This window comes from Pseudomonas sp. LG1E9 (genome assembly GCF_003290225.1).
GTDB classification, from domain to species: domain Bacteria; phylum Pseudomonadota; class Gammaproteobacteria; order Pseudomonadales; family Pseudomonadaceae; genus Aquipseudomonas; species Aquipseudomonas cyclaminis.
This window is the reverse complement of the sequence record NZ_CP029983.1, coordinates 500,071-522,136: the sequence shown is the minus strand read 5'-3', so window position 1 is coordinate 522,136 and position 22,066 is coordinate 500,071. Positions and strand designations below refer to the sequence as shown.

The 22,066-nt window shown below is 60.2% G+C and carries 22 protein-coding genes and 2 pseudogenes; 6 read left to right on the top strand and 18 right to left on the bottom strand.

What is annotated here, in order from left to right; all coding sequences use genetic code 11:
• Positions 1–31: 31 nt before the first annotated feature.
• Positions 32–961: a type VI secretion system-associated lipoprotein TagQ gene (tagQ, locus tag DNK50_RS02695; protein ID WP_099586026.1), complete on the top strand. Its 930-nt coding sequence runs from the start codon at positions 32–34 to the stop codon at positions 959–961.
• A gap of 77 nt (positions 962–1,038) precedes the next feature.
• Here the strand turns inward: tagQ and DNK50_RS02690 are convergent, their stop codons facing one another.
• The gene (locus DNK50_RS02690) at positions 1,039–1,914 is read right to left on the bottom strand and encodes a hypothetical protein (RefSeq protein WP_112192767.1); all 876 of its coding nucleotides are present in this window, start codon (positions 1,912–1,914) and stop codon (positions 1,039–1,041) included.
• A 276-nt stretch (positions 1,915–2,190) separates the two neighbouring features.
• On the opposite strand from DNK50_RS02690, the gene DNK50_RS02685 reads away from it, so the two are divergent.
• Entirely contained in the window at positions 2,191–2,568 is a 378-nt protein-coding gene (locus DNK50_RS02685) for a helicase (protein ID WP_072435248.1), read from the top strand.
• A 115-nt stretch (positions 2,569–2,683) separates the two neighbouring features.
• Here the strand turns inward: DNK50_RS02685 and DNK50_RS02680 are convergent, their stop codons facing one another.
• From DNK50_RS02680 to exbB, 6 genes are all read right to left on the bottom strand, one after another.
• Positions 2,684–4,084 (bottom strand): aminoacyl-tRNA deacylase and HDOD domain-containing protein, encoded by a 1,401-nt coding sequence (locus DNK50_RS02680; protein ID WP_112192766.1) that lies wholly within the window; start codon positions 4,082–4,084, stop codon positions 2,684–2,686.
• Positions 4,085–4,161: 77 nt separating this feature from the next.
• Positions 4,162–6,237: an ATP-dependent DNA helicase RecG gene (recG, locus tag DNK50_RS02675; RefSeq protein ID WP_112196885.1), complete on the bottom strand. Its 2,076-nt coding sequence runs from the start codon at positions 6,235–6,237 to the stop codon at positions 4,162–4,164.
• An 8-nt stretch (positions 6,238–6,245) separates the two neighbouring features.
• A complete protein-coding gene (locus DNK50_RS02670) occupies positions 6,246–7,166 on the bottom strand; it encodes a hydrogen peroxide-inducible genes activator (protein WP_003213305.1) in 921 nt (306 codons plus the stop codon).
• Positions 7,167–7,308: 142 nt separating this feature from the next.
• Complete coding sequence (locus DNK50_RS02665; RefSeq protein ID WP_112192765.1) at positions 7,309–8,058, bottom strand: energy transducer TonB; 750 nt, start codon at positions 8,056–8,058, stop codon at positions 7,309–7,311.
• Positions 8,055–8,480 (bottom strand): TonB system transport protein ExbD, encoded by a 426-nt coding sequence (gene exbD, locus DNK50_RS02660; protein ID WP_032884416.1) that lies wholly within the window; start codon positions 8,478–8,480, stop codon positions 8,055–8,057. The genes DNK50_RS02665 and exbD overlap by 4 nt, the downstream gene beginning before the upstream one ends.
• A 6-nt stretch (positions 8,481–8,486) precedes the next feature.
• Positions 8,487–9,455, bottom strand: coding sequence for a tonB-system energizer ExbB (gene exbB / locus DNK50_RS02655; protein WP_112192764.1), 969 nt, complete (start codon positions 9,453–9,455; stop codon positions 8,487–8,489).
• 188 nt (positions 9,456–9,643) lie between these two features.
• Between exbB and DNK50_RS02650 the strand changes: the two genes are divergently transcribed.
• On the top strand, positions 9,644–10,501 hold the full coding sequence (locus DNK50_RS02650) for an SDR family oxidoreductase (protein WP_112192763.1): 858 nt from the start codon (positions 9,644–9,646) through the stop codon (positions 10,499–10,501).
• A gap of 115 nt (positions 10,502–10,616) precedes the next feature.
• Here DNK50_RS02650 and DNK50_RS02645 read toward each other — a convergent pair.
• From DNK50_RS02645 to DNK50_RS02615, 7 genes and pseudogenes are all read right to left on the bottom strand, one after another.
• Positions 10,617–11,188: pseudogene (locus tag DNK50_RS02645) on the bottom strand (transposase).
• Positions 11,189–11,282: 94 nt separating this feature from the next.
• Positions 11,283–12,026, bottom strand: coding sequence for a hypothetical protein (locus DNK50_RS02640; protein ID WP_099586021.1), 744 nt, complete (start codon positions 12,024–12,026; stop codon positions 11,283–11,285).
• 56 nt (positions 12,027–12,082) lie between these two features.
• Entirely contained in the window at positions 12,083–12,463 is a 381-nt protein-coding gene (locus DNK50_RS02635) for a RidA family protein (RefSeq protein ID WP_003176922.1), read from the bottom strand.
• Positions 12,464–12,488: 25 nt separating this feature from the next.
• Entirely contained in the window at positions 12,489–14,594 is a 2,106-nt protein-coding gene (gene spoT, locus DNK50_RS02630; protein ID WP_032884411.1) for a bifunctional GTP diphosphokinase/guanosine-3',5'-bis pyrophosphate 3'-pyrophosphohydrolase, read from the bottom strand.
• Between the two features lie 60 nt (positions 14,595–14,654).
• On the bottom strand, positions 14,655–14,918 hold the full coding sequence (rpoZ, locus tag DNK50_RS02625; RefSeq protein ID WP_017735757.1) for a DNA-directed RNA polymerase subunit omega: 264 nt from the start codon (positions 14,916–14,918) through the stop codon (positions 14,655–14,657).
• Positions 14,919–15,085: 167 nt separating this feature from the next.
• On the bottom strand, positions 15,086–15,706 hold the full coding sequence (gene gmk, locus DNK50_RS02620) for a guanylate kinase (protein WP_092355860.1): 621 nt from the start codon (positions 15,704–15,706) through the stop codon (positions 15,086–15,088).
• A 10-nt stretch (positions 15,707–15,716) separates the two neighbouring features.
• Positions 15,717–16,580, bottom strand: coding sequence for a YicC/YloC family endoribonuclease (locus DNK50_RS02615; protein WP_112192762.1), 864 nt, complete (start codon positions 16,578–16,580; stop codon positions 15,717–15,719).
• 198 nt (positions 16,581–16,778) lie between these two features.
• Between DNK50_RS02615 and rph the strand changes: the two genes are divergently transcribed.
• Both rph and DNK50_RS02605 read left to right on the top strand, forming a co-directional pair.
• Positions 16,779–17,501, top strand: coding sequence for a ribonuclease PH (gene rph, locus DNK50_RS02610; protein ID WP_016975928.1), 723 nt, complete (start codon positions 16,779–16,781; stop codon positions 17,499–17,501).
• Between the two features lie 22 nt (positions 17,502–17,523).
• Complete coding sequence (locus DNK50_RS02605) at positions 17,524–17,892, top strand: DUF4870 domain-containing protein (RefSeq protein ID WP_032884406.1); 369 nt, start codon at positions 17,524–17,526, stop codon at positions 17,890–17,892.
• 58 nt (positions 17,893–17,950) lie between these two features.
• Here DNK50_RS02605 and DNK50_RS02600 read toward each other — a convergent pair whose 3' ends face one another.
• Positions 17,951–18,730, bottom strand: coding sequence for an exodeoxyribonuclease III (locus tag DNK50_RS02600; protein ID WP_003195493.1), 780 nt, complete (start codon positions 18,728–18,730; stop codon positions 17,951–17,953).
• Positions 18,731–18,812: 82 nt separating this feature from the next.
• Here DNK50_RS02600 and pyrE point away from each other — a divergent pair, with 82 nt between their 5' ends.
• On the top strand, positions 18,813–19,457 hold the full coding sequence (gene pyrE / locus DNK50_RS02595; protein ID WP_112192761.1) for an orotate phosphoribosyltransferase: 645 nt from the start codon (positions 18,813–18,815) through the stop codon (positions 19,455–19,457).
• A gap of 56 nt (positions 19,458–19,513) precedes the next feature.
• Here the strand turns inward: pyrE and argB are convergent, their stop codons facing one another.
• From argB to DNK50_RS02580, 3 genes and pseudogenes are all read right to left on the bottom strand, one after another.
• Positions 19,514–20,419 (bottom strand): acetylglutamate kinase, encoded by a 906-nt coding sequence (argB, locus tag DNK50_RS02590; protein ID WP_015886532.1) that lies wholly within the window; start codon positions 20,417–20,419, stop codon positions 19,514–19,516.
• Positions 20,420–20,438: 19 nt separating this feature from the next.
• Positions 20,439–21,860 (bottom strand): annotated as a pseudogene (locus DNK50_RS02585) (phosphomannomutase/phosphoglucomutase); the annotation flags it as partial.
• Complete coding sequence (locus DNK50_RS02580) at positions 21,833–22,033, bottom strand: hypothetical protein (RefSeq protein WP_112192760.1); 201 nt, start codon at positions 22,031–22,033, stop codon at positions 21,833–21,835. The gene DNK50_RS02580 and the pseudogene DNK50_RS02585, both read right to left, overlap by 28 nt.
• Positions 22,034–22,066 lie beyond the last annotated feature (33 nt).

Here is a 22,066-nt window from a genome sequence, read left to right as displayed (position 1 = left end):
GGCAAGTCAAACTTAGAAGAGAACACAACTTATGCTTTTTTCCCGTAAGGCGGTTTCCAAGCGTCACTTACTGCTGATTGCCGCTGGCTTCAGCACCGTGCTGACAGGTTGCGCCACATCGCCGGCCTCCAAGGTCGCGTCCAGCACCAAGGTCGAGTACTACCCCAACTGCTACGAGCCGGTGCAGCACTTGCGTGCCACCGATTCGAACATGACCAAGTCGGTCGTCACCGGTGCGGCCATCGGCGCAGCCGGCGGTGCCCTGCTCGGCGCCCTGACCGGCGACAAGGAAAAACGTGGCCGTAATGCCGCCATTGGCGCAGCCGGCGGCGCCCTGGCGGGCGGCGCGGCGGGTTATTACACCGAGCGTCAGAAGCAGATCGCCGATGACAACCAGCGCATTGCCTCGTACGCGGCTGACGTCAACAAAAGCGCCTCCGACATCGATCGCAGCACCGCGTACGCCAAGGCGTCCCAGCAGTGCTACCAGAGCGCATTCACCAAATTGGTGTCTGATCGCAAGGCCAAGACCGTCAACGACACCGAAGGCCGCAAACGCCTGGCGGAAATCGTCTCGGGCCTGAAGGAGTCCAATGACCTGATCGTTGCGGTCAACGGCAAAGCTGCCGAAGACCTGAACAACTACACCCAGGCCTACGAGAAAGACCTGCAACAAGTGGGCGTGCAGCGTGCCGACGTGGTCACCGTCGCCAAGGCCGATGCAGCACCTGCCGTGACGCCAGCCAACAAGAAGAAAGGCACCGGTACCAAGCCGCCGAAGAAGCCACCACTGCCAACCGTACCGACTGAAGCGGTTTCCACCGAGAAAACCTTCCAGACCGCCCAAACCAAGCAAGATGAAAGCAAGAAGGTCGCCAGCGCCGGTAAGACTCAGATCGAAGGCACCTGCCGCGATCCAAACCTGGCCGACTGGGCGCCGGTACCTTGCCCGAACGTTTAAGTGGAAGGCTCACTGTAAACGTTGAATGCCGGCCGCCACATTGGACAGTAGTGGCGGTCGGCAGTCAGGCTGGAACATTAGCGTGATATTACTGCTTGACCGGTTAAACCAGTTATTTTGAATTTCTTACTCGTGAACGTTATTTTTGTTGGGGTGGGGTTGGTTTCCGTTGATTCGAAAACGATATCGCCCTCAAGTGTTTGGGCCTCTTTGTTGTACTTGAACTCTATCTCGCCTGACTCTGCATGTAACACATGAGCGTTATAAACTAAAGCAGCTACCGCCGACTGTCCGCTCTGGTTTTCGTTGATGGGGAGTTGTTGTAGCGTGCCGTCGCCCAGTTTCGTTTCGGGGAGGTAGAAAAACAGACGCTGGTGATCCACCGTCGCGACAAACTCTAAAAAAACCGGATGGCCTGGAGCTGTAACGAACTGCATGGAAAATACAGTTGGCTCAAATGAATGACCTCCTGGGGTGATCGTTCCGACCAGTTCGCCGGTTGTTGTTTTAATACCGGCCGGCTCATGGAACGCTATTTTGCCTAGGCTCAGGTGCGCTTTTTCCGTGATCTGGGGGTTTACGTTTTTCGCCACGCAGTCAAACTTAGCTTCAATGTTTTCAATAGTTGCAGTCGTGCTTAGTTCAAAAAAGCCGCTCTCTTGCTCGAAAGTATCCGTTACATTAGTCTTTGGCGCTATGTAAGTCAGATTTACAGAATTGCCCGATCCGTCAGTCAAGTCGTAACGGCCTTGTGTAAGCCCATCGGTAATCCTTGCTGCGAAAATATGCAGTCCACCTTCTGGGCCATCGCCGAATACAAATCGAGAGCCGTTAATTATTAGTTTTCCATCTTTCTGGCTGATGGTTGGGGGGATGGCAAGTGTATAATTTATCTCGCCGAGTTTTATATGGAATTCTATCTCTTTGACGAGTGTATTAGGTGTTGGCTTCATGGCGAGGGACCTCTTTCAATAAAGTAAGATATAGGAGTGATCATCTTGGCTTTCAGCAAGCTTTTTATCTGCTGTTAGAATTGACAGTTTTTCATATTGATTTCGAATATTGATTATTCCGCTGGTGAACACCGAACGTAGGTGGCGTATACAATGACTCGTCAGTCAGCACTTAAGTTGCGTGTTGAGCTGTTCACTTTCCCATGACGAAGTGGCGTTTTTCTGGCGAATGGCTAAACTGCGCCAGCTCTTTATTATTTATGAGGCTGTGCGTTTATGAAGTTTCGTCTTCTGCTGTGGGTGCTGGGCCTGATGATGGGCAAAGCCAGTCGCACCAATCCTGCCTTCCAGCAACAGTTGGGTGATAAAGACCTGGCGTTCCAGTTGCAGACCCTCGACGGCAAGGTTGCCCGTCACTTCATCGTCAAAGACCAGCGCATCACCAGCCGCTCAGGGGTTCATCCTGCGCCGGCGTTCGCCATTGCGTTTAAAGATGCGGCCTACGGCTTCGCCACGATGCAGGCGAAGAACAAGCAACTGGCGTTCATGACGGGGATTCAGGACAAGTCGATCCAGATCAAGGGCAACCCGGCGCTGGTGATCTGGTTCCAGGGGTTGACCAAGTATCTGAAGCCGAAGAAAAAGAAGAGTTGAGGTTTTTCAGTAAAATCGAGTTGGATTCATCGGGGGCAAGCCCCCTCCCACAGGGGAATGTATTCCAAATGTGGGAGGGGGCTTGCCCCCGATAGCTATCTGACAGGCGCCAGATTCAGCCCTGGCTGAACTGCGAGGCCAACTCGCGCAACAGCACCTCGGCATCCAGCACCTTGCCGACCACTTCCTCAGCCTTGTCGCGGGTCAGGCCCAGGCGCTCCAGCAGCGCATCCGGAATGGCCTCGTCCGGCCCGGAGCCAATCCCCCGGCTGCGCAATAAACGCACCGCCAGACACACCAGGTTCGGATACTCGGCGTACTGCCCGTCGTAGGTCGGGTCGTGCTGGAAGCGCAGGGCGGTGGACAGTTCGTCCGGCATGTCCCAGTAGCGCATCAGCCAGGCGCCGATCTGCTCACGGCTGATGCCCAGCAGGTGTTGTTCCACGTAGCTATGGCACAGGTGCGGGTTGACCTCCAGGTGACGGCAGATCAGCGAGAAGTGCGGCGGGAACACGTGAGCCAGCAGCAGGTAACCGAAGTTGTGCAGCAGGCCGGCCAGGTAGGTCAGGCCGGCTTCGGGGCGCTGGGCGCGGGGCATGGCGCGGGTCAGGCCTTCGATCACGGCGGCGGTGTAGATTGACTGGTGCCAGTACGGCGTGGCCTGGTGCGGGTTGTCCTTGGGCAGGCTCAAGGTCTTGCCCAGGGCCAGGCCCAGTGCCAGGTTGATCACCAGGTCAAAGCCCAGCACCCGTACGATGGCGTCTTCCACCGAGCGGATTTTGCCGGGTGACGCGTAATACGGCGACGCCGCCCAGCTCACCACTTGGGCGGCCAGGGCTGGGTCGGTTTCGACCACGCCGGTGATGTCGTCGATGGTGGCGTTGGGGTCGACGCGCAGCTTGATGATCTTCTGCGCCGTGTCGGCCAGCGGTGGAATCTCGATGGTCGCTTCCAGGCGCTGCTGGATACGGCGGGCGGTGAACGCCTGCATCGCCTGGGTGATTTCCTCGCGGTCATCATTGGGGCGGTCGAGGTTCGGGCGGATTTTGCTCAGCGGCTCGCCGAACTGCGCGGCGCTCGCCTTGGTGAGCATGGTCTTGAAAGCGTCACTGGCGATTTCCAGCAGCAGGCCGGCTTCGCCGGAGTGCACCAGCAGGCTTGGCTCATTGAGCAGGCTGTCTTCGTACAGGCACGGCGAACTGGTGAGTGCCGGCAGGCCTGGCAGCAGGTTCAGCTCATGCTTGTCCAGCATGCGTTTGACGCGATCCGGCGACACAGCGATGAGGCGGCGACCGGTGAGTTCGGTGAGGCGGTTGAGGTCGAGCAACTGATTCTGGGGGAACAGCACCATCAGTGCGCCCACCGCGTCTTCCAGCAGCACGGCCTGCACCTTGCGCGCAGGATTCAGGCCAGGGTGTTCTGCGACTTCCGTGTAGGGGATGGCGAGTTTTGCGAGCAGAGCCCGAATGACCGGCGGGGCGGTCAGTGGGGCTGTGGCGAGGGCAACTTCTGACATGGCCTGATCCAATTTCGTACAGTCACCGAAGTATAACCAGCTTGATACACCTGTAGGTCGCTTAAGTGAGTCAGGCGTCACACTTGGCCGTATTGCTGCCCATGGCGTAGCCAGCGATCGAGCAGCGGGCTGACGTGATCCGGCCAGCGTTCCATGAGGGCTTGCGCCGCATCGCGCACGGCGGGGAGCAAGTCGGCGTCGCGCATGAGGTCGGCGACTTTGAATTGCAGCAGGCCGGTCTGGCGGGTGCCGAGCATTTCGCCTGGGCCGCGCAGTTCGAGGTCTTTTTCGGCAATGACAAACCCGTCGTTGGTCTCGCGCATGATGCCCAGGCGCTGGCGTCCGATCTGCGACAGCGGCGGGTGATACAGCAGCACGCAGTGGCTGGCGGCGCTGCCCCGACCGACGCGGCCGCGCAGTTGGTGCAGTTGCGCCAGGCCCAGGCGCTCGGGGTTTTCAATAATCATCAGGCTGGCGTTGGGCACGTCTACGCCGACTTCGATCACCGTGGTGGCCACCAGCAGTTGCAGGTTGCCGGCCTTGAATTCAGCCATTACGGCGGCTTTTTCGGCGGGCTTCATGCGCCCGTGGATCAGGCCCACCTTGAGTTCACCCAAGGCGCTGGTGAGGTCTTCGTAGGTGGTCTCGGCAGCCTGGCAGGTGAGTTCTTCGGACTCTTCGATCAGCGTGCACACCCAGTAAGCCTGGCGCCCTTCGGCACAGGCGCCGCGTACCCGCTCGATCACTTCGACACGCCGGGTGTCGGTGACCAGCACGGTGTTGACCGGGGTGCGGCCGGGCGGCAGTTCGTCGAGGATCGAGGTATCGAGGTCGGCGTAGGCACTCATGGCCAGGGTACGCGGGATCGGCGTGGCGGTCATGATCAGCTGGTGCGGGTTCATCCGGCCGCCCACGCCTTTCTGGCGCAGGGCCAGGCGCTGCTGCACGCCGAAGCGGTGTTGTTCGTCGATGATCACCAAGGCCAGGTTCTTGAACTTCACTTCGTCCTGGAACAGCGCGTGGGTGCCCACCACCATCGGTGCGCCGCCGGCGATCTGCTCCAGGGACGCTGCGCGGTTCTTGCCCTTGAGTTTGCCGGCCAGCCACGCGACTTCCAGGCCCAGGGGTTCGAGCCAGCGCTTGAAGGTGATGAAGTGCTGCTCGGCGAGGATCTCGGTGGGTGCCATCAATGCGACCTGGTAACCGGCTTCCAGCGCCTGCAAGGCGGCGAGGGCGGCGACCACGGTTTTGCCTGCGCCCACATCGCCCTGAATCAACCGGAGCATGGGTTCTTTCTGGCTGAGGTCGTAGGCGATTTCATTGCCGACACGTTGCTGGGCGCCGGTCGGCGCAAACCCGAGGTTGGCCAGGTACTGCGCAGGCAGGCGCGTGGCCTTGGGCATCGCCGGGGCGCGCAGGGAACGCATGCTTTCGCGCAGGCGTTGCTGGGACAGCTGATGAGTGAGCAATTCTTCGAAGGCCAGGCGGTGTTGGGCCCAGTGGTGACCCAGGGCCAATTCGTCGACATCGGCATCGGCCGGCGGGTGATGCAGGTAGCGAATCGCATCGTCCAGTGGTGCCAGTTGATAGTCGCGAGCCAGCTCCAGTGGCAGCCAGTCGGGCAGGCTTTGCGGGCCAAGCATCGTCAGGGTCTGCGTGCACAGCTGGCGCAGGCGTTGCTGGGTCAGGCCTTCGGTGAGCGGGTAGATGGGCGTGAGGGTGGTGTCCACCGGCGGCGGTTCGTCGCCGGTAATCGCGCGGTATTCCGGGTGGTAGATTTCCAGGCCTGAGGCGCCGGGCCGGGCTTCGCCATAGCAGCGCACGCGCGTGCCGCGCTTGAGGCCTTCCTTCTGCGCGTTGCTGAAATGGTAGAAGCGCAGGCTCAGGCCGCCGGTGCCGTCCTGCAGGCGCACGACCAGGCTGCGGCGCTTGCCCATGACCACGTCGGCGCCGCTGACGGTGCCTTCGACTACCGCGTCTTGCCCTGGGCGCAAGTGGCCGATGGGCACCACGCGGGTACGGTCCTGATAACGCAGGGGCAGGTGAAACAATACGTCCTGGAGGTTTTCCAGGCCGACCTTGGCCAGTTTCTCGGCCATGGCTTCACCGACACCCTTGAGTGCCGTCACCGACACCTGCGACAGCTCTGTCATACCGTTGCTTAGCTCGCAGCAGGCGGCTTGGCCACCGAACACAGGCGGATCGAGTCGGCGAGGATCTCAATCGCTTTAGGCCGTGGGAAGCTCGCACGCCAGGCGATTGCCACCGTGCGGAACGGCACCGGCGGTGTGAGCGGGCGCACTGCGATCACGCCGGGGGCGTAGTGATGGCTGTCCACCGCCGACAACGGCAGGATCGAAATGCCCAGGCCGGACGCAACCATGTGGCGAATGGTTTCCAGGGAGCTGGATTCCACGGTGGTGTGCTTGGCGCCGTCGTTGCCTTTGGTCAGCGTCGGGCAGGCTTCCAGCACCTGGTCGCGGAAGCAGTGGCCTTCGCCGAGCAGCAACAGGCTCTTGTCGTTGAGCAGGCCGGCGTCGATGGTGTCTTTCTGCGTCCACGGGTGGGAGGCGGGCATGAGCACGTAGAACGGCTCGTCGTAGAGCGGCAGCGTCAGCACGTCGGCCTCGTTGAACGGCAGCGCGATAATGATCGCGTCCAGCTCGCCGTTGCGCAGTTTGTCGCGCAGCACGTGGGTGAAGTTCTCTTCGATATACAGCGGCATCTGCGGCGCGACGCGGTGCAGTTGCGGGATCAAGTGCGGGAACAGGTAAGGGCCGACGGTGTAGATGGCGCCGACTTTCAGCGGTGCGGTCAGCTGGTTTTTGCCGGCCTGGGCCAGCTCGCGAATGCTTTGCGCTTGTTCCAGGACTTTCTGGGCCTGGGCAACGATGCCTTCGCCCACGGGCGTAAGGCGCACGGCGCTTTTGCTGCGCTCGAAAATCAGCACACCGAGTTCGTCTTCAAGCTTTTTCACGCCCACCGACAGCGTCGGCTGGCTGACGTGGCAACGCTCGGCCGCGTGGCCGAAGTGCTGCTCTTGGGCGAGGGTAACGATGTAGCGTAATTCTGTAAGAGTCATAGCGGGCGTCCATGAGGTTGCGGGCCAAGCATACCGGCTGCAATCGATAGACGCACGTTATCAGAAGTTTGTTGGGGATTGAGCGGGGAATGCAGAGGATTTTGCTGAGTGTGGCAAGGGTTGCCCCTTGCCACAGTCATTTTCAGCGGCGACGTTTCTCGATGTTGTACACAAACGGTGCAACGATCTCGACACTGCCGCTTTTCACCATATCGGCCGGTGGCTTGGGCAGTGGCTGGGCACGACGGATCATGTCCAGGGTTGCACGGTCCAGGTCGGCGTTGCCGGAGCGGCCCACCAACTCGTAGGACAGCACGTTGCCTTCGGCATCGACCACGAAGCGCAGGCGGTTCAGGCCTTCCTTGCCACGCGCCTGGGCTCCTGGCGGGTACTTCTTGTACTTCTGCAGATGCGCCAGCAGCGTGCCTTCCCAGGATGCCTTGGCTGCAATCTGCTGCGGCGACGGGCCTGGAACCGGCTGGGCCGATTTTTCGGCTGGCGCTTGGGTCGGTGGAGCATCGCTCGGCGGGTCCTCGGAAGGTTTCTCCTTGGGCGGCTCGATCTTTTTCTCTACCGGCTTGGGCGGCTGAGGTTTGGGCTTGGGCTTGACCGGCTTGGGCACCTGGATCGTTGGCTTGGGTGCCTCGGCCAGTTTCGGCAAAGGCAACTCTTCCACCGGTGCAGGCGGCTGCGGTGGCGTTACCACTTTCGGCGGGGCCGGCGGCGGCGGCGCAGGCATCGGCGCCAGGTCAATGACCATGGCGGCCGGTGGCAACTGCACGGTGTTCGGCGCCGACCAATGAAGCGCGATAGCAATCGCGACGGCATGCACGCCCAGCACGACGGCAAGGCTGGTGCCATAACGCGTCAGTTTGTGGCGCGTCGTGATCATTTCTTGGCTGCCGTCTCAAGTCCGACCAGGCCTACCTTGAGGTAGCCGGCTGCCCGCAGGGCATCCATCACGCTCATCAGGTCGCCGTAGTCCACGCCCTTGTCGGCCTGGAAGAAGATCGTCGTGTCTTTCTTGCCTTGGGTCTTGGCGTCGAGCACCTGGCCCAGGGTTTCAGCTTTGACTTCTTCTTCGCCCAGGAACAGGCGTTGGTCTGCCTTGACGCTGAGGAACACCGGCTTCTCAGGCCGCGGCGCAGGCTTTGCGCTGGACGCGGGCAGATCGACCTTGATGTCCACGGTGGCCAAGGGTGCGGCGACCATGAAGATGATCAGCAGTACCAGCATGACGTCGATAAACGGCGTGACGTTGATTTCGTGGTTCTCGACGAGTTCATCGTCGCCTTGATTCAAATGCAGGCCCATGGCCGATTACCCCACTTTCACCATGTGCGGTTGCGAGCTGCGCTCGGTAGGCAGGTGATCGAGGTCGCGGCTGACCAGCAGCAGGACTTCTGCCGACGCGTCCGATACCTGGGCTTTGTAGCCGGCAATCGAACGGGCGAAGACGTTGTAGATCACCACCGCAGGAATTGCCGCAACCAGGCCCAGGGCGGTTGCCAGCAGGGCTTCGGCGATGCCTGGGGCAACGACGGCGAGGTTGGTGGTCTGGGTTTTGGCGATGCCGATAAAGCTGTTCATGATGCCCCACACGGTGCCGAACAGGCCGACGAACGGTGCGGTAGAACCGATGGTGGCGAGGACGCCGGTGCCGCTGCTCATGTTACGGCCACAGGCTGCAACCAGGCGCTCAAGGCGGAATGCAACGCGCTCCTTGATGCCTTCTTTTTCGCGGGTATTGGCCGACAGGCGCATTTCTTCCAGCGCGTCGTGCACCAGCGTGTTGGCCAGGGTGCCCTTCTTGGTCGCGCTTTCGCTCGCTTCCTTGAGGGTGGCGGCTTTTTTCAGGTGGACGATTTCAGTACGCAGACGACGCTTGGCACCCAGCAGCTCGAAGCCTTTGGCGATCCAGATGGTCCAGGTGATGATCGAGGCGATGGCCAGGCCGATCATCACGGCTTTCACCACGACGTCTGCGTTCTGGTACATGCCCCATGGGGAAAGGTCGTGGGCCATGCCCAGCGTGTTGTCTTCTTCCAGTACTACGCCGGTTTCGTCGGCGGCAGCAGGGGCTGCAGCCAGGGCCGGGTCGGTGGCGGCTGGCGCAGCAGCGGGAGCGGCCGGGGCTGTAGCGTTGTGCTCGGCGGCAGCCGGGGTGGCCGGGGCGGTGGCATCAGCGAATGCGGCGGTCGGTGCCAGCAATACGCTGAACACCAGCGCTGCAATCGCGCGCCAGGCGCGGGACGGGGTTGGCGAAGCGGGGGTTGTATTACGTGTCATGCTGGCCGGACCTGAGAGGAAAAATGAGTGATCGTCCTACCAGACCCTAAACGGCCGAGGACAAATGGGTGGTCATTATTGCAAGTAATTCTTGTTAACAGAAGTAATACAGTAACTTTATTTGGACTTTTTCTGGCCGCTGGTCAGCCGAGAAGGCTAATCTAGACCTTTGAGAATGGAGTTTTGTGATGTCTGCACCTTCTGTTGTGATTGCCGGATGCGGCGATGTGGGTAGTCGTCTGGCTAGCCAATTGCTGGCCTGGGAATGGGAGGTTCATGGCCTGCGCCGCGATATTTCGCGTCTGCCCGACGGCGTGATCGGCATTGCCGGCGACCTGTTCAACAAAGATTGTCCTGACACCTGGCCCATCGGCGGGGTGGATTACCTGGTGTATTGCGCTGCCGCCACGGATCACGACGAAGCCGGTTATCGCGCCGCTTACGTACAAGGACTGAAACATGTGTTGGAGTGGCTGGATGATTACGGCCAAGTGCCGAAGCACCTGCTGTTTGTATCCAGCAGCAGTGTTTACGGACAGCAGAATGGCGAGCGGGTCGACGAAACGTCGCAGACTCAAGCGAAGGGGTATTCCGGACAGGTGATGCTGGAGGCTGAGCAGGTCGCGCTCAATAGCGGCATCCCAGCCAGCATTGTGCGCCTGACCGGCATTTATGGCCCCGGCCGCGAGTGGCTGCTGACCCAGGTTCGCCAAGGCTATCGCGTAGCAATCGACCCACCTTTATATGGCAACCGCATTCACGCGGATGATGCGGCGGGCTTGCTGGCGTTTTTGTTGCGTCGTGTGGAACAGGGTGGGTCGTTGGACAAGGTCTACATCGGTGTGGACGACGCGCCTGCGCCACTGGCCGAAGTGGTGGACTGGTTGCGCGAGTACCTGGGTGTGACCGAATGGTCCGAAGACGCCAGCGTGCGGCGTGCGGGCAGCAAGCAGTGCAGCAATGCCCTGGTCAAGGCATTGGGATGGAAACCGACCTATCCAAGCTTTCGTGAAGGCTATGCTGCAATCCTTGAAGGAAAGCGCTAACTGAAAAAGGAGCCCGAGCAGACTGTGTGAAAACGCACTGAAGGCCGGCCCAACAAACGCCCCGACTCGTTCGGGGCGTTTGTTTTTATGCCGGCGACAGGCGAAAAAAGGCCTTCTAGCCCATTAGCGCCATCAGTTGGCGGGCCCCGAGCACGTTAATCGCTCGTTTCAGGTTGTAGGCATTCACCGCCAAGGCCATTTCAGCTTTCGTCCCCTCAAGTTGCCGCAGCAAGAAACGACCATTACCCAATAGCCACTGTTTGAGGTTGCCGAAGGGGTGCTCAACGATGGATCTTCGGTTGGCCATCATCTCAGGATGCGCCTGCATCCTTTGCTCCATCCGCTCGAAAGCCTCTTCATGGGCATGTCGTGAGACATAACGACGCTGGGCTCCAGTGCATTGCGCTTTCAGCGCGCAGTTGGCGCAGTCGTCGACGGCGGCCTGATAGATCCGATCACCTTTCGCTGGAAATAGCCGTAGAGATAGAGTTTTAGCTGATCGGCAGGATCATAAGAGGGGCGACCGGTGCCTTTGGGCAACGCCTTATCGAACCCCAACTGCACCAGATCCAGCTTGGCCACGTAGAGGTCTATGACTCGAACGAGGTGATCCTCGGGGATCAGTTCTTCCAGCGAGACCGGGAACAGGCTGGTCTGGCTGCGAGATTCGCCCTGGATGTACGCCATAACGAAAAATGCTCCGTATCTTTCGATACGGAGCATTTTCTTTGAGCTCTGCGCAGATTGCTAGGTTTTCACACAGTCTGCGAGGGCTCCTTTTTTACGGTTTTTCCAGCAGCCACTGTCGTGGCCCAGGTGTAAACGAAGGTACTTCGTCGGCCTGTGCGGTGTTGACTGCCTGGAAAATTTCCAGCTGTTTGCCTTTGCGGACAAAAATCCATGGATTGCCCACGCCGTTGAGTTGCAGCCACATACTGTCGTAGCCGCCGCTCATTGAAGCGCAATCACCTGCCAGGCACAGCGAGTACCGGTCGACACCCGGTAAGCCTGCGACTTTGCCGTCAGCCTGAAACTGCACCGTGGCGCCGTTGCCGAAGCCGTCAGTGATTTTCCAGTCGCCGCCCATATAGGCCGCATACAGTGCGCGTTCGAAGTTCGCGCCCAGTGGCGCACCTTCCGGGGCGGGGTCTTTGGCGCGGGCAAATAGCTGTTCGGGCTCGTTGTCGTTGGCCACTTGCAGCAGCTGCTTGCCTTTGCGCTTGAGTTCAGTGGCGGAGCTGCCGTAGAAATCCACGCTCCAGGCGCCGGATTGTTCGCCGAGCAGCTTGCCTTCGGCAACTTCAAAACCGTTGTAGTAGCGCGCCTGCGCAGCCTTGGAATTGACCTCCCATTCGAGGTTCGGGCCAAAACTCTGCAGTGCTTCACGCAAAGGGCCGCCCTTGGCTGCCGCATCGATGGCGACCTGGTTGATCCAGGTGCCGCTCACATCCAGGTCGGCCGGGTTGCTGGCGCAGCCGCCGAGCATCAGGGCGAGCAACGAAGTGGCTACAAGCGCTTTGCGCATCATGAAATCCTTTTAAAACGAAGTCGGCGCGGCCTGTGAAGGCTGCGCCGGGTGTTTTACTCGATGACCAGGATCGCGTCCATCTCAACCTGTGCGCCCTTTGGCAGGGCCGCAACGCCGATGGCGGCGCGGGCTGGGTAAGGCTGTTCGAAGTATTTGCCCATGATCTCGTTGACCTTGGCGAAGTGGCTCAGGTCGGTGAGGAAGATGTTCAGCTTGACGATGTCCTTGAACGAACCGCCCGCCGCTTCGGCTACAGACTTGAGGTTTTCGAAGACCTGCACGGTCTGTGCTTCGAAGCCCTCCACCAGTTCCATGGTCTTCGGGTCCAGCGGGATCTGGCCGGACATGTAGACAGTGTTGCCCGCCTTGATCGCCTGGGAATAAGTGCCGATGGCCGCCGGGGCCTTGTCGCTGGTGATAACAGTCTTGGTCATGAATGACTCCTTGTAAGAGGGTGGGTTATGCACGCATGCGGGTGATGCGGATCACACCGGTCAAGGCGCGCAGCTTCTTGATCACGCGGGCCAGGTGCACGCGGTCGTGAACGCTGACCACCAGTTGGACCACGCTGATGCGACCATCGCGTTCGTCCATGCTGATTTTTTCGATATTGCCGTCGGCCGCGTTGACGCTGCTGGCCAGCAGGGCGATCAGGCCGCGCTGGTGTTCCAGCTCCACGCGCAGCTCGACGTTGAATTCGCCGGTGACATCCTTGGCCCATGAGAGCTGGATGCATTTTTCCGGGTTGTGACGGATTTCGGTGATGTTGCGGCAGTTGTCCAGGTGCACGACCATACCTTTGCCTGCGGACAGGTGGCCGACAATCGGGTCGCCCGGGATTGGCGTGCAGCACTTGGCATAGCTGAGCACCAGGCCCTCGGTGCCGCGAATCGCCAGCGGGCCTTCGGGGCTTGGCAACTGCTCGCCTTCGCCCAGCAGGCGGCGAGCGACCACATAGGCCATGCGGTTGCCCAGGCCGATATCTTCCAGCAGGTCCTCGACGGTTTCCTGGCGATACTCGTGGAGCATCGCTTGCACGCGCTCCTGCGGGATTTTGTCCAGGGCGCTGTCGAAGCCGTTGAGTACCTTGTTCAGCAGGCGTTCGCCGAGGCTGATGGACTCGGAGCGACGCTGCAGTTTGAGGGCGTGACGAATGTGCGTGCGCGCCTTGCCGGTAACCACGAAGTTGAGCCATGCCGGATTCGGGCGTGCGCCCGGTGCGCTGACGATCTCCACGGTGGAGCCGCTTTGCAGCGGCTCAGACAGCGGGGCGAGACGACGATTGATCCGACAGGCGATGCAGCTGTTGCCCACGTCGGTATGCACCGCGTAAGCGAAGTCGACCGCCGTGGAGCCTTTGGGCAGCTCCATGATCCGGCCTTTGGGCGTGAACACATAGACCTCGTCCGGGAACAGGTCGATCTTCACGCTTTCGATAAATTCCAGCGAGTTGCCGGCACGTTGCTGCATTTCCAGCACGCCTTTGACCCACTGGCGAGCGCGGGCATGGGTGCCTTTTGGCTGCTCGTCGCCGCTGGATTTGTACAGCCAGTGGGCGGCGATGCCGTTGTTGGCCATCTCTTCCATTTCGCGGGTGCGGATCTGGATCTCGATCGGCACGCCGTGCATACCGAACAGCGTGGTATGCAGTGACTGATAGCCGTTGGCCTTGGGAATCGCGATGTAGTCCTTGAAGCGGCCCGGCAGGGGTTTGTACAAATTATGTACAGCGCCCAACACGCGGTAGCAGGTATCGACCTTGTCGACGATGATCCGGAATGCGTACACATCCATGATTTCGTTGAAGGCCCGACGCTTGCCGCGCATCTTCTTGTAGATGCCGTAGATGTGCTTCTGCCGGCCGCTGACCTCGCCCTCAATCTCGTCGATCGCCAGGCAGTGGCTTAGCGACTCTTCGATCTTGTTGACGATTTCCTTGCGATTGCCACGGGCGCGCTTGACCGCCTGGTAGATGCGCGCCGAACGCATCGGGTGCATGGCCTTGAAGCCGAGGTCTTCGAACTCGATACGAATGGCGTGCATGCCCAGCCGGTTGGCGATGGGCGCGTAGATTTCCAGGGTTTCCTTGGCGATGCGCCGGCGTTTTTCGCCGGACAGCACTTCCAGCGTGCGCATGTTGTGCAGCCGGTCGGCCAGCTTGACCAGGATCACCCGGATATCCCGGGCCATGGCCATGGCCATCTTCTGGAAGTTTTCCGCCTGGGCTTCGGCCTTGGTCTCGAAGTTCATCTGGGTCAGTTTGCTGACCCCATCGACCAGTTCGGCCACGGTTTCGCCAAATTGCGCGCTGAGCGCTTCCTTGGCGATGCCGGTGTCTTCGATCACGTCATGCAGCATCGCGGCCATCAGGCTCTGATGGTCCATGTGCATGTCAGCGAGAATATTTGCCACCGCAAGAGGATGGGTGACATACGCCTCACCGCTACGGCGGCGTTGGCCGTCGTGGGCTTGTTCGGCGTAGAAATACGCTCGGCGGACCAGGTTGACCTGGTCGGGGCCGAGGTAGGTCGATAAGCGATCGGCGAGGGCGTCTATGCTCGGCAAGATGTGAACTCCTGCCGAAGGCTTTGACCCCGCGCCGTGCTACGTCGACCAGGCATAGGCTTAGACGGCCTCGTTGGACTCGTCCTCGAACGCTGCAAACAGCGGTTCGTCTTCAACGATTTCAGCGTTGGCGATGAACTCGTAGCTCATCAGGCCTTCAGCGATTTCACGCAGGGCTACAACGGTAGGCTTGTCGTTTTCCCACTGGACCAGAGGCTCTTTGCCGCCAGTGGCCAGTTGACGGGCACGCTTGGTAGAGAGCATGACCAGCTCAAAGCGGTTTGCCACGTGGTCTAGGCAGTCTTCAACGGTTACGCGGGCCATGATATTCCTCGGAGCGGATGCAAGATGCGCGCTGCCCGGTTGGGCGAGCGGACTAAACAGTTTAAAAAATCACCAGCGTTTAGGGAAGCGCTGATTTTTCGCAAGCCCTCGCAAAACCGCTGCAAGTGCCAATGTAAAGCCCTTGCAGCGGTTTTGGGAAGCTCTAATCAGCCGAGTAATTCGGCCAGTAACTTACCGAAACGCTGCTGTTGACGCTTTTGCTGGAGCTGATTAGTGCGGAAAATCGCCTTCAGATCATCCAGTGCGTGGGAAAAATCGTCGTTGATGATCAGGTAATCGTAGTCGACGTAGTGGCTCATTTCGCTGACGGCTTCACGCATGCGCCCTTCGATGATCTCGTCGCTGTCCTGCCCGCGGTTGGTCAGGCGCTGGTGCAAGGCTTCAAGCGAAGGCGGCAGGATGAAGATCGAGCGCGCCTGGGGCATCAGCTTGCGTACTTGCTCGGCGCCCTGCCAGTCGATTTCCAGGATCAGGTCGTGGCCTTCGTCCAGGGTCTGCTGCAGGTGGCTTTGCGAGGTGCCGTAGAGGTTGCCGAATACCTCGGCGCGCTCCAGGAAGTCGCCGTGTTCGATCATCTTGACGAACTCGGTGCGCTCGACGAAGTGATAGTGCACGCCGTTCACCTCGCCCGGGCGCATGGCGCGGGTGGTGTGGGAGACCGAGATGCGGATCTGTTCGTCAGCGTCGGTCAGGGCCTTGACCAGGCTGCTCTTGCCCGCGCCCGAAGGGGCGGAAATGATGTAAAGGGTGCCGGTGCTGTGGGTCATGAAGGTTGCCTTACTCAATATTCTGTACTTGTTCGCGCATCTGCTCGATCAACACTTTGAGGTTGACCGCAGCCGTAGTGCTGCGCGGGTCGAAAGCTTTGGAGCCGAGTGTATTGGCTTCGCGGTTGAGTTCCTGCATCAGGAAGTCCAGGCGCCGACCGGCGGCGCCGCCGGATTTGAGTACGCGGCGCACTTCGAGGATGTGGGTGCTCAGGCGATCCAGCTCTTCGGCGACGTCGCTCTTCTGGGCCAGCAGGACCATTTCCTGCTCCAAACGCGTCGGGTCGAGGTCGGCCTTCATGTCGGTGAAGCGGTCGAGGACCTTCTGGCGCTGGGTGGCGAGCATCTGCGGCACCAGCTCGCGCAAGGTGACCACGTCGGCTTCTATCGAGGTCAGGCGCTCGTTGATGAGGCGGGCCAGTTCGCTGCCTTCGCGTTCGCGGCCGGCCTTGAGTTCCTTCAAGCCCTGGGTGAACAGGGCGAGGGCTTCGGCGTTGAGGGCTTGCGGGTCGGTGGCATCGGCCACCAGCACGCCTGGCCAGGCCAGCACTTCCAGGGGGTTCAATGCGGCGGGTTGCTTTATCAGCCCGGCGATGGTCTCGGCAGCGGCGACCAGTTGCGCAGCGCGCTCGCGATCCACTTGCAGTGGTTTGCCGGTGGTCTCTTCGGTAAAGCGCAGGGTGCATTCCAGCTTGCCGCGGGAGATGCCCTGGCGCAGGGCTTCACGGGCGGCGCCTTCGAGGTCGCGGAATGATTCCGGCAGGCGCAGGTGCGGCTCCAGGTAGCGGCTGTTGACCGAGCGCAGCTCCCAGCTCAAGGTGCCTTGGGCGCCGGCTTTTTCGACGCGGGCGAAGGCGGTCATGCTGTGCACCATGGAGGTACCTCGCGATGCAGCCCCGAAAACACGGGCTGATGGTTAAGAAGGCGCAGGATTGTAGCGCAGTGGGGCGAGCGCGCCCAAACAATGGGCGATAGGCTGTCCATTCGTAACCGGATTTTTTAGCAGTGCCCCGAATCGGTTCGCGGCTCTATAATGCCCGGCAGTTTTTCGTCCTCAGTACAGGTATCCCCTATGAAACGTCCAAGTGGTCGCGCTGCCGATCAGCTCCGCTCGATCCGCATCACCCGCAACTACACCAAACACGCCGAGGGATCTGTACTGGTCGAGTTTGGCGATACCAAGGTGATTTGCACCGTCAGCGTCGAAAATGGCGTGCCGCGCTTCCTCAAGGGCCAGGGCCAGGGTTGGTTGACCGCCGAGTACGGCATGCTGCCGCGTGCCACTGGCGAGCGTAACCAGCGTGAAGCCAGCCGTGGCAAGCAGGGCGGCCGCACCCTGGAAATCCAGCGCCTGATCGGTCGTTCCCTGCGTGCAGCCCTGGACATGTCCAAGCTGGGCGACGTGACCCTGTACGTCGACTGCGACGTGATCCAGGCCGATGGCGGCACCCGTACCGCGTCCATCACCGGCGCGATGGTGGCCCTGGTCGACGCACTGAAAGTGATCAAGAAACGTGGCGGCCTGAAAGGCGGCGACCCGCTCAAGCAGATGATCGCTGCCGTATCGGTTGGCATGTACCAGGGCGAGCCTGTGCTGGACCTGGACTACCTGGAAGACTCGGCTGCCGAGACTGACCTGAACGTCGTGATGACCAGCACCGGTGGTTTCATCGAAGTGCAGGGCACCGCCGAAGGCGCGCCATTCCAGCCGGCCGAACTGAATGCAATGCTGGCCCTGGCCCAGAAAGGCATGACCGAAATCTTCGAACTGCAGAACGCCGCACTGGCTGACTAAGCCGCCTTCAAGGAGAAGCGCCATGAGTGACAGTCAATTGCCGGTCCCGGCACCGACCAAGGAAGTTCGCCAGTGGGCGATGTTGTGTCACTTCGCGGCGTTTCTGGGGTTGGTATTCCCCTTTGGCAGCCTGTTGGGGCCGCTGATCGTGTGGCAGATCAAGAAGGATATGGACCCGCTTATCGATGATCAGGGCAAGGAAGCCCTGAATTTCCAGATTACCGTGGCCATCGCCTGGCTGGTCTGCATGGTGCTGGGTTTTGTGGTGATCGGCTTTGTGCTGATGTTGGTGCTGGTGGTTGCAGCGCTGGTGCTGACCATCATTGGTGGCGTTAAAGCCAATAACGGCACGGCTTACCGATACCCCTGGACCTGGCGCCTGGTCAAATAATGATCGCCCACAAAAAAACCGACAGCGATGTCGGTTTTTTTGTGCCTGGAGAAAGACCTTAGATGGTCAGTGTCCAGTCGTAGTCCACGATCAGCGGCGCATGTTGCGAGAAGCGCGGCTGGCGTGGCAAGCGTGCGCTGCGAACAAACCGGCGCAGACCTGGGGTCAGCAACTGGTAGTCGAAACGCCAGCCCAGATTAAGCATCTCGGCCTGTTCGTTATCCGGCCACCAGCTGTACTGGTCGCCTTCACGGCTGACTTCGCGCAGGGCATCCACATAGCCCATATTGCCGACAATCTCGTCCATCCAGGCCCGTTCCGGCGCCAGGAAGCCTGGGGATTGCTGGCTGTCGCGCCAGTTCTTGATATCCAGCTTCTGTTGCGCCACGTACAGCGAGCCACAGTAAATGTACTCGCGACGTTTACGCCGCTGCTTATCCAGATAACGGGCGAAATCGTCCATTAGCTTGAACTTCTGGTTCAAGTCTTCATCGCCGTTCTGCCCCGAAGGAAGCAGCAAGGTCGCGATGCTGACCTTGTCGAAATCGGCTTGCAGGTAGCGCCCGTAGCGGTCGGCTGTCTCGAAGCCGAGGCCGCTGATGACCGCCTTGGGTTGCAACCGCGAGTACAAAGCCACGCCACCTTGGGTGGGCACTTCGGCATCGCAGGCATAAAGGAAGTAGCCATCCAGTTGGAAGGCTGGGTCGTCCAGTTCAAAGGCGGAGGCGCGGGTGTCCTGCAGGCAGATGACGTCGGCATTCTGAGCTTGCAGCCAACTGAGCAAACCACGCTCGACTGCAGCCTGAATACCATTAACGTTCACACTGATGATCCGCATAAATGGCCCCAAAAATCGCGTGCGTGTATGATACACGCCGTCTACCTAATTAGCTAAATCCGTGGTATCTGAGGCTTTTTTCATGCAGGCGTATCAACGCGATTTCATTCGTTTTGCCATCGATCGCGGCGTTTTGCGCTTCGGTGAGTTCACTCTCAAGTCCGGGCGCACCAGCCCGTACTTCTTCAATGCTGGCCTGTTCAACTCGGGTTCGGCCCTGGCTCAGCTGGGTCGTTTCTACGCGGCAGCCATCGTTGAAAGCGGTATTTCCTTCGACGTGCTGTTTGGCCCGGCCTACAAGGGTATCCCCCTGGCGGCCACAACGGCAGTGGCTTTGGTTGAGCATCACGGGCGGGATCTGCCTTGGTGCTTCAACCGCAAGGAAGCCAAGGCTCACGGCGAAGGCGGCAGCCTGGTGGGCGCGCCGCTGACCGGCGACGTGCTCATCATCGACGATGTCATCACCGCGGGCACCGCAATCCGTGAAGTGATGCAGATCATCGCTTCCCAGGACGGCGCCAAGGCCGCTGGCGTGTTGATCGCACTGAACCGCCAGGAGCGCGGCAACGGTGAATTGTCGGCGATCCAGGAAGTGGAGCGCGATTTCGGCATTCCGGTCGTGAGTATCGTGTCGTTGAACCAGGTGTTGCAGTTCCTGGAAGATGATCCGCAGCTCAAGCAGCATCTGCCGGCGGTGCGTGCGTACCGCGAGCAATTCGGCGTCTGATACAGCAAGTAATGTGGGAGGGGGCAAGCCCCCTCCCACATTTGTTTTCTGCGTTTTTAAGGACGCTTGCGGTTGCTGATCAGCGTGCCCACACCGGTGTCGGTGAAGATTTCCAGCAGGATCGCGTTCGGCACGCGGCCATCCAGGATCAGCGAGCTACCGACGCCGCCTTGCACCGCTTCCAGCGCGCAACGGATCTTCGGCAGCATGCCGCCGTAGATGGTGCCGTCGGCGATCAACTCGTCCACCTGTTGGGTGGTCAAGCCGGTCAGCACCTTGCCTTCCTTGTCCATCAGGCCGGCGATGTTGGTCAGCAGCATCAGCTTTTCAGCTTTCAGCGCTTCGGCAACCTTGCCCGCTACCAGGTCGGCGTTGATGTTGTAGGACTCGCCATTGGCGCCCACGCCGATGGGTGCGATCACCGGGATGAAGTCGCCTTTGACCAGCAGGTTCAGCAGGTCGGTGTTGATGCCGATCACTTCGCCCACTTGGCCGATGTCGATGATTTCCGGCTGGGTCATTTCCGGCGTCTGACGGGTGACGGTCAGTTTTTTCGCGCGGATCAACTCAGCGTCCTTGCCGGTCAGGCCGATGGCGCTGCCGCCGTGGCGGTTGATCAGGTTGACGATGTCTTTGTTCACCTGGCCGCCGAGGACCATCTCCACCACGTCCATGGTCTGCGCGTCAGTGACGCGCATGCCATCGATGAAGTGACTCTCGATCGACAAACGCTTGAGCAGGTCGCCGATCTGCGGGCCGCCACCGTGTACTACCACGGGGTTGATCCCGACGGCTTTCATCAACACGATGTCGCGGGCAAAGCCGGTTTTCAGCTCGTCGCTTTCCATGGCATTGCCGCCGTACTTGATCACCAACGTCTTGCCGACGTAGCGTCGAATGTAAGGCAACGCTTCGGACAGGACCTTGGCGGTGTTGGCAGCGGCTTCGCGTTCGAGGGTCATTCAGGGCTCCGGAAAAAAATCAGAACGGTAATTGGAGATCAGGGGCAACACGTTTCAACTGGGCGTGGAACACGTCCTTGATGCGCTGCAACTCAGCCTCGGTATCCGCCTCGAAACGCAGGACCAGCACCGGTGTGGTGTTGGACGCGCGAACCAGGCCCCAGCCTTTGGCGTAATCGACTCGCACACCATCAATGGTGGTCAGGTTGGCGCCTTCGCCCCATTGCGCATCGTGCAGTGCGTCAATGATGCTGAATTTGCTCTCCTCGGTCACATGGATATTGATCTCTGGCGTAGAAATATCATTCGGGAAGGTCTGGAACAGTTCTTCGGCGGTGGATTCTTCCTTGCTGAGGATCTCCAGCAGACGAGCGGCGCTGTAAATGCCGTCATCAAAGCCGAACCAGCGCTCCTTGAAGAACACGTGACCGCTCATTTCGCCGGCCAACAGGGCGCCGGTTTCCTTCATTTTCTTTTTGATCAACGAGTGACCGGTCTTCCACATTAGCGGACGGCCGCCATATTCCTTGATCAGCGGCGTCAGGCGACGGGTGCACTTCACGTCGAAAATGATTTCGGCGTTGGGGTTGCGCGCCACTACGTCACGGGCGAACAGCATCAGCAAGCGGTCGGGGAAGACGATCTCGCCGGTTTCAGTCACCACACCGACGCGGTCGCCGTCACCGTCGAAGGCCAGGCCGACGTCGGCGCCGGTTTCCTTGACCTTGGCGATCAGGTCCACCAGGTTCTCAGGTTTGCCCGGATCCGGGTGATGGTTCGGGAAGTTGCCGTCGACCTCGCAAAACAACGGAATCACTTCGCAGTTCAGCGCTTCGAGCAGTTGCGGCGCGATCACGCCGGCCGCGCCGTTGCCGCAGTCCACCACCACTTTGAGGCGGCGGGCGAGCTTGACGTCGCGGGTGATTTCATCGGAGTAGCGCTGCAGGATGTCGACCTTGGTGATGCTGCCTTTGCCGCTGGTCAGGTCGTTGGTCTTCAGGCGGGTATGCAGGGCTTGGATCTGTTCGTTGGCCAGGGTGTCGCCAGCAATGACGATCTTGAAGCCGTTGTAGTCCGACGGGTTATGGCTGCCGGTGAGCATCACCCCGGACTTGCCGGCCAGGACATTGGCGGCGTAGTACAGCGCCGGCGTTGGTACCAGGCCGACGTCGCTGACGTGGCAGCCGGCGTCGGCCAGGCCCTGGATCAGTTGTTCCACCAGTTCCGGGCCGGACAAACGACCGTCGCGGCCGACCGAAACGTTGGGCTCATCCTGGGCCAGGCTCTGGGCGCCAATGGCGCGGCCAATCCAGTAGGCCGTTTCGGCGGTCAGGGTCTTGGGCACCACGCCACGGATGTCATAGGCGCGAAAAATGCTGTCGGGGAATGTCGGGGCTACTCGGGCTGCGGTACTCATCGCGGGGGGAAACTCCATCTGAAGGGGGCAAGGCTGGCCTTAATGTGGCTGACCGGCAGGCTCAAACTGAAGGGTATGACGGTGTTTTCGGCAGAGAGTTCGTGGTGCAAAAATGCCATCGGCGTTTGGCGGCCTGGCTCTTTTTTGCGTAATGCATTGATTTCACTATGGAAATCTCGCTGATAAATTCCGCGCATTCTTCATCCTGAAAAGCCATGCGGTGGCGTCTG

Coding starts and splice junctions, on each gene's coding strand:
- tagQ (WP_099586026.1), top strand. CDS start 32: ATGCTTTTTTCCCGTAAGGCGGTTTCCAAGCGTCACTTACTGCTGATT.
- DNK50_RS02690 (WP_112192767.1), bottom strand. CDS start 1,914: ATGAAGCCAACACCTAATACACTCGTCAAAGAGATAGAATTCCATATA.
- DNK50_RS02685 (WP_072435248.1), top strand. CDS start 2,191: ATGAAGTTTCGTCTTCTGCTGTGGGTGCTGGGCCTGATGATGGGCAAA.
- DNK50_RS02680 (WP_112192766.1), bottom strand. CDS start 4,084: ATGTCAGAAGTTGCCCTCGCCACAGCCCCACTGACCGCCCCGCCGGTC.
- recG (WP_112196885.1), bottom strand. CDS start 6,237: ATGACAGAGCTGTCGCAGGTGTCGGTGACGGCACTCAAGGGTGTCGGT.
- DNK50_RS02670 (WP_003213305.1), bottom strand. CDS start 7,166: ATGACTCTTACAGAATTACGCTACATCGTTACCCTCGCCCAAGAGCAG.
- DNK50_RS02665 (WP_112192765.1), bottom strand. CDS start 8,058: ATGATCACGACGCGCCACAAACTGACGCGTTATGGCACCAGCCTTGCC.
- exbD (WP_032884416.1), bottom strand. CDS start 8,480: ATGGGCCTGCATTTGAATCAAGGCGACGATGAACTCGTCGAGAACCAC.
- exbB (WP_112192764.1), bottom strand. CDS start 9,455: ATGACACGTAATACAACCCCCGCTTCGCCAACCCCGTCCCGCGCCTGG.
- DNK50_RS02650 (WP_112192763.1), top strand. CDS start 9,644: ATGTCTGCACCTTCTGTTGTGATTGCCGGATGCGGCGATGTGGGTAGT.
- DNK50_RS02640 (WP_099586021.1), bottom strand. CDS start 12,026: ATGCGCAAAGCGCTTGTAGCCACTTCGTTGCTCGCCCTGATGCTCGGC.
- DNK50_RS02635 (WP_003176922.1), bottom strand. CDS start 12,463: ATGACCAAGACTGTTATCACCAGCGACAAGGCCCCGGCGGCCATCGGC.
- rpoZ (WP_017735757.1), bottom strand. CDS start 14,918: ATGGCCCGCGTAACCGTTGAAGACTGCCTAGACCACGTGGCAAACCGC.
- gmk (WP_092355860.1), bottom strand. CDS start 15,706: ATGACCCACAGCACCGGCACCCTTTACATCATTTCCGCCCCTTCGGGC.
- DNK50_RS02615 (WP_112192762.1), bottom strand. CDS start 16,580: ATGGTGCACAGCATGACCGCCTTCGCCCGCGTCGAAAAAGCCGGCGCC.
- rph (WP_016975928.1), top strand. CDS start 16,779: ATGAAACGTCCAAGTGGTCGCGCTGCCGATCAGCTCCGCTCGATCCGC.
- DNK50_RS02605 (WP_032884406.1), top strand. CDS start 17,524: ATGAGTGACAGTCAATTGCCGGTCCCGGCACCGACCAAGGAAGTTCGC.
- DNK50_RS02600 (WP_003195493.1), bottom strand. CDS start 18,730: ATGCGGATCATCAGTGTGAACGTTAATGGTATTCAGGCTGCAGTCGAG.
- pyrE (WP_112192761.1), top strand. CDS start 18,813: ATGCAGGCGTATCAACGCGATTTCATTCGTTTTGCCATCGATCGCGGC.
- argB (WP_015886532.1), bottom strand. CDS start 20,419: ATGACCCTCGAACGCGAAGCCGCTGCCAACACCGCCAAGGTCCTGTCC.
- DNK50_RS02580 (WP_112192760.1), bottom strand. CDS start 22,033: ATGCGCGGAATTTATCAGCGAGATTTCCATAGTGAAATCAATGCATTA.